Raw genomic sequence first — 5,219 nt, forward strand, 5'->3', positions numbered from 1 at the left:
GGCTTTGTTGCATAAATATGTAAGCATCTGATTTAAATAAATTTAATTTTGGATCAAAAAATAATCAAAACTTTTAAAATCATATAGTTATGAAATCTTTGTGCAACAAAGCCATTGGTGAATAACATACAAATCTACTGTACACTTTTTAGCATTCCTTTGACCCTGAAGTAAAGGAAAAAAGCCTAGATTTAAACATAATAGCTATTTCGTTTCTTAGAAAATCGTTCAAGCTGCTTTAAGAACCCTTCAAAATAGTCTCTCTGTTTTTCATCCGTTCTAAAACCTGCATATAAGGTTCGGCGTAATCCTTCAGGTGAAACACATTCTAGACGTCGTGACGTGACCCAGCCTTTCGCTTCATATTCATTCACTACCCAATCAGGTAGCGCTGCAATACCACGTCCGCTCGCCACAAGCTGAATCAGCATTTGGGTTAAGTCAGTGGTTCGAATGTTTTTAGGTTGAATATTTTCAGGAATAAATAGTTTCGACATGATATCTAAACGATGTTTATCCACTGGATAAGTAATCAGTGTTTCTTCAGCTAACTCTTGAGCGGTAATTTGTTCTACACGTACCAATGGATGGGTTGTTGATAAAACAAGTCGCGATTCATATTCAAATACCGGAAAGTATTCAACACCTTTTAAAGCGATTGGATCTGCTGTAATCAGTAAGTCAAATTCGCCATTTTGCAATAACTCATGTGGATTCGCTTCAAATCCTGATGCGAAGTCTAAATCGACATCTGGATATTGAATACGGTACTGATTTAATAGTGGCATAAGCCAATCGAAACAACTATGGCATTCAGAAGAAAATGTGATTCGACCTGTTTGACCATGCAGAATTCTACTGATATCAGCTTGTGCGATTTGTACTTGTGGCAAAATCTCATCTGCTAGTTTTAGTAGACGTTGACCAACATTAGAAAAAGTAATAGGCCGAGTCTTGCGGTTCACGACCTCAATACCCATCCACTGATCAAGCTCACGTAGCTGATGAGATACCGCTGAAGGTGTAATGCAAAGATCGCTCGCAGCTGCGACTAAAGAACCATGTTCTCTTAAAGCTGAAAGCATTTTTAAGTGTTTTAATTCGATCATCTTGGGAGAAACTCAAATCATTGTCCTTGTAAGGATACATTAAAAGCAAAGATTAAAAGCCCACATGAAGCAGGCTATTTAACATGATGAATGATCATTGCGTAATATCAAATGAATCCTTTCACAAGGAAAAAGCATCCAACAATGACCAATAAAAGGGCAAAGCATTTCTTCAACATTACTGGCGATAAGGCATGTGCAGCCTTCGCACCAAATTTTGCAGTGATGAAACTCATGATACTGATGCCAATGAAGGCATAAATATGAACATAACCAATAGTATTCGGCACATTGATTTCAGCATTCATGCCAAAAAGCATAAATCCTAATGCACCTGCAACCGCAATCGGTAACCCACACGCCGCAGATGTTCCAACAGCCTTCTGCATGACCACACCATAGCGATTCAGATATGGAACCGTCAGACTTCCACCACCAATACCAAAGATTGCTGATGCAACCCCAATCACACTACCTGCAGCAACTTGTTGACCTGATGAGGGTAACGTTTTCGTTGGGTCAATTGCTTTTTTGGCACCTGTAAACATCGTATATGCGACCCAAATCAGAAATAAGCCAACAATGATTTGTAGATGTAATCCTGATATCAAACCAGCAATACCTGCCCCAAAAAAACAACCAATTACCATAGGTGGCGCTAGATTTTTAAAAACAGGCCAAATCACAGCACCAGTTTTATGATGCGCTATCAATGAGCTAATCGAGGTTACAACAATGGTTGCCAAAGATGTGCCTAATGCGAGGTGCATAACCACATCGGGGTCATAGCCCATTTGGGTAAAGACAATAAAAAGCAGTGGTACAATAATCGTACCACCGCCGACACCAAACAGCCCTGCCGCAAAACCAGCAAAAGCACCGATGATTAAAAAGGTTATAAGTTCCACAATAGACTAACTTTTAAAAAGATGAATGAATTAAGGCATTGGGTTAAACGTGTTCCAATTGACCCACTTGATGATAAGCACGGTTAAAATACACCAGACTTTCTTCTTGATCGCTTTGTTGAACTTTAAGAACACGACACATGAAAACACTGTGTGTACCGACTTGCTGAATATCTTGAATCTCACAGTCAAAACTGACCAAAGCATTTTGCAAAATCGGCGAGCCTGTCTCTAAACCGCCCCACTCCCCCAGTTGAAAACGCTGTTCAGAACTGAGTTTACTTGAAGCAAAGGCATTTGAAAGCTGTTCATGCTGCGAACTCAATACGTTTACAGCCAAGACTTTATTTTCAACAAAATGTGCATGTGAACGAGAGGATTGATTCATACAGACCAATAAGGTTGGCGGGGTATCGGTCACACTACATACCGCAGATGCAGTAAATCCATGCATCCCTGCTTCACCTTTCGTTGTAATGACATTCACTGCTGTGGTGAGTAAAGACATTGCATTTCTAAAGTCTGTTGCTTCAATCATCTCTTTCATCTCAAATGTACATATCACGTGCTCGTGCATAAAGCTGGACAAATGACCTTGCGATGATTTGTTCTGCTTCGCACGAGACTACGTTTGATTAAGCTTCTAGCTCTTTACGAACAATAGCAGCACCTGCGCTTAAAGCTTCAAGTTTGCCACGTGCCACTTGGCGAGATAGCGGTGTCATACCACAGTTAGTTGAAGGATACAGTTTATCTGCATCAACAAATTGCAATGCTTTGCGTAGCGTATTTGCTACTTCCTCTGCAGTTTCCACTTGAGTGGTTGCCACATCAATTGCACCCACCATCACTTTCTTACCACGGATCAATTCGATTAAATCCATTGGTACACGTGAGTTTTGGCATTCAAGTGAAATAATATCGAGCTTAGATTGTTGTAGTTTCGGGAATGACTCTTCGTATTGACGCCATTCATTACCTAAAGTTTGTTTCCAATCTGTATTGGCTTTAATGCCGTAACCATAGCAAATATGAACTGCAGTTTCACACTTTAGACCTTCAAGTGCACGTTCTAAGGTTGGTACACCCCAGTCATTCACTTCATCAAAGAATACGTTAAACGCAGGTTCATCAAATTGAATAATGTCTACGCCTGCTGCTTCAAGTTCTAAAGCTTCTTGGTTCAAAATTTTGGCAAATTCCCAAGCCAGTTTTTCACGGCTCTTGTAGTGTCCGTCAAAAAGTGTATCAATCATGGTCATTGGACCAGGCAACGCCCATTTAATTGGCTGACTGGTTTGGCTGCGTAAAAATTTCGCATCGTCTACAAACACTGCTTTTTTACGAGAAACTTCACCCACAACTGAAGGTACACTTGCATCATAACGATTACGAATACGCATGGTTTCACGCTTTTCGAAATCTACACCTTCAAGATGTTCAATAAACGTGGTTACAAAGTGCTGACGGGTTTGCTCACCATCACTCACGATATCGATACCTGCAGTGACTTGCTCATGTAATGATAATTTCAAAGCATCACGTTTAGCTTCTAATAATTCTTCGCCTTCAAGCTTCCATGCAGACCATAATTTTTCAGGTTCAGCTAACCAAGACGGTTTTGGCAAGCTACCCGCAGTTGAAGTTGGGAGTAAAAGTTTCGGTTGTGTAAGCGCCATGTCTAATCTTCTTTCTCTAAAATTCGTCAGTCTGTGTGTCAATTCGATGTCTTAAGCAGCTGTTTCGACCTTAAAGTTTGCTGCCCATTCATTTAAAATATCTTGATATGGTTTGATGAAGTTTTCTTCTGTCCATTTACCTTGCTTAACCGCTAACTCACCACGTTCCACACGGTCATAGACCACACGTGTAAGTGAATAATCGCCATAGCTCAAGCTTGGTTGATACTCCACACCTGCCGGAGAGTTGGTGTTGTAAATTTCAGGACGATAAATTTTTTGGAAGCTTTCCATGGTTGCAATCGCGCTGATCAATTCAAAATCAGTATAATCACGGACTAAGTCGCCAGCGAAATAGAATGCTAATGGTGCATTACCACCTTCCGGTCTGAAGTAACGTACACGTAAGCCCATTTTGGCGAAATATTCATCGGTACGTGAATATTCATCATTGGTATATTCCTCACCTAAAATAGGATGTACGTTTGCCGTACGGTAATAGGTTTTAGAGGTTGAAACGCTTAAACAAATCACAGGTGGCTTGGTAAATTCTGCCTTAAATACATCTGAATTCACCAAATGTTGATACAATTTACCATGTAGATCTCCAAAATCTTCAGGTTTTTCACCTACACCACAACCCAATTGAGGCAATACTACGCTGAAGTCGTAATCACGCACATAAGATGAGAAGCTATTGCCGATCATGCCTTCAATACGCTCCCCTGTTTTATGGTCAATCACTACACTTTTCAGTGTTTCAATAAATGGGAAAGTTTGACCATTACCTTCGATATCAATTTCAGCAGAAATGATGTCAATCTCAAGTGAATAGCGATCACCTTTCGGGTTATCAACGGTTGCCAAGCTATTAAAACGGTTGTTGATCATCGCAAGGGTACGACGCAAGTTTTCTTCACGACTTTCCCCACGTGCCAAATTGGCAAAGTTTGTGGTTAAACGTGTGCTTTCTGCTGGTGTATAATTCTCATCAAAACGGATACGTTTAATTGAACACTCAAATGCTGTACTCATGGAGATTGCCACCTAAAAATTTTATAAAAAGCTAAATTTCCGAATGGCTTTATTTAAACGTGAATAAGAAAGTGAGTAAAACGATATAAATTCAGCTTAAGATGAGAAATACTCATCTTAATAAATTAAAGATTCTGAGGATTTTTAGTTATTCAGTAAGTTAAGCGGCTATCTAAAATCTTTATCTGAAATTAATAATGTTTTTTGCAACTCTACCAAAGATAATAAATCTCCAACTATCAAGTATGTGTAAATAACATAACGATCAGCTTCTTGCCTAGAAGTAATAATATCATGAGAACCTTTCTGAGCAGCTTTGAAAATAGTATCTAACCGCTCGCCCAAATATTTCATCTGTGAACCAACGATTTCCTCAAATCTTTTAGAGTCTGACTGCTCATCAACATATGCAATAATTCGATTTATATAATTATCCACACCTAATTTAATAATTTTAGTTTTATCATTAGACTTCCGTCATAAATCAA

The 5,219-nt window shown here is 39.3% G+C and carries 6 protein-coding genes; all 6 read right to left on the reverse strand.

Annotated features, from left to right (window positions below):
• Positions 1-191 precede the first annotated feature (191 nt).
• Positions 192-1,109: a LysR family transcriptional regulator gene (locus tag B4J23_RS06760; protein WP_034705598.1), complete on the reverse strand. Its 918-nt coding sequence runs from the start codon at positions 1,107-1,109 to the stop codon at positions 192-194.
• A gap of 107 nt (positions 1,110-1,216) precedes the next feature.
• A complete protein-coding gene (locus B4J23_RS06765) occupies positions 1,217-2,017 on the reverse strand; it encodes a sulfite exporter TauE/SafE family protein (RefSeq protein ID WP_034705600.1) in 801 nt (266 codons plus the stop codon).
• 43 nt (positions 2,018-2,060) lie between these two features.
• A complete protein-coding gene (locus B4J23_RS06770) occupies positions 2,061-2,555 on the reverse strand; it encodes a flavin reductase (protein WP_034705604.1) in 495 nt (164 codons plus the stop codon).
• A gap of 97 nt (positions 2,556-2,652) precedes the next feature.
• The gene (locus B4J23_RS06775; RefSeq protein WP_004281804.1) at positions 2,653-3,696 is read right to left on the reverse strand and encodes a methionine synthase; all 1,044 of its coding nucleotides are present in this window, start codon (positions 3,694-3,696) and stop codon (positions 2,653-2,655) included.
• Positions 3,697-3,747: 51 nt separating this feature from the next.
• Positions 3,748-4,731: a putative oxygenase MesX gene (locus tag B4J23_RS06780; RefSeq protein ID WP_034705603.1), complete on the reverse strand. Its 984-nt coding sequence runs from the start codon at positions 4,729-4,731 to the stop codon at positions 3,748-3,750.
• A gap of 168 nt (positions 4,732-4,899) precedes the next feature.
• Positions 4,900-5,169, reverse strand: a complete 270-nt coding sequence (locus B4J23_RS06785) for a hypothetical protein (protein ID WP_291359508.1) — start codon at positions 5,167-5,169, stop codon at positions 4,900-4,902.
• Positions 5,170-5,219 lie beyond the last annotated feature (50 nt).

This window comes from Acinetobacter sp. UBA3025 (genome assembly GCF_002367915.1).
Lineage (GTDB): Bacteria > Pseudomonadota > Gammaproteobacteria > Pseudomonadales > Moraxellaceae > Acinetobacter.